At 42.8% G+C, this 552-nt stretch carries 1 protein-coding gene; it reads right to left on the bottom strand.

The window, feature by feature from the left end; all coding sequences use genetic code 11:
- On the bottom strand, positions 1-552 hold a 552-nt coding region (gene ribA / locus HMPREF3182_RS03965), incomplete at both ends, for a GTP cyclohydrolase II (protein WP_072270826.1).

The following is a 552-nucleotide window of genomic DNA, read 5'->3' as shown; positions in this document are numbered from 1 at the left end:
TTGTCATATTTTTGTGGAGCGATTTCAATGGGAACTCGTTCCGTAATTTCTACACCAAATCCTTCTAAGCCATAAATCTTTTCAGGATTATTAGTGAGTAAGCGTAATTCCGTAACACCCATATCTTGTAGGATTTGAGCCCCAATCCAGTATTCGCGTAAATCTGGGGCAAAGCCGAGCTTTTCATTGGCTTCTACCGTATCGTAGCCTTGTTCTTGTAACACATAGGCTTTGAGCTTGTTGATAAGACCAATGCCTCGTCCTTCTTGACGCATGTAGAGAAGAACTCCTCGTCCTTCTTTGTTGATCTGTTGTAATGCGGCGGCTAGTTGTTGACCGCAATCGCAACGGCAAGAGCCAAAGACATCACCTGTTAAGCATTCGGAATGAACACGGCAAAGTACATTTTTTCCATTGCTAATATCACCTTTGACTAAGGCAACATGGTGTTCACCTGTTAAGTCGTTGACATAGCCATAAATTTTGAAATCTCCAAATTTTGTAGGCAGTTCAGCGACAGCTTCACGCACGACATGTTTATCGTGACGACGA

The organism is Megasphaera hutchinsoni, from assembly GCF_001553405.1.
GTDB classification, from domain to species: Bacteria; Bacillota; Negativicutes; order Veillonellales; family Megasphaeraceae; genus Megasphaera; species Megasphaera hutchinsoni.
Note: the sequence above shows the minus strand (reverse complement) of the source record. Positions and strands in the feature narration are given on the sequence as shown.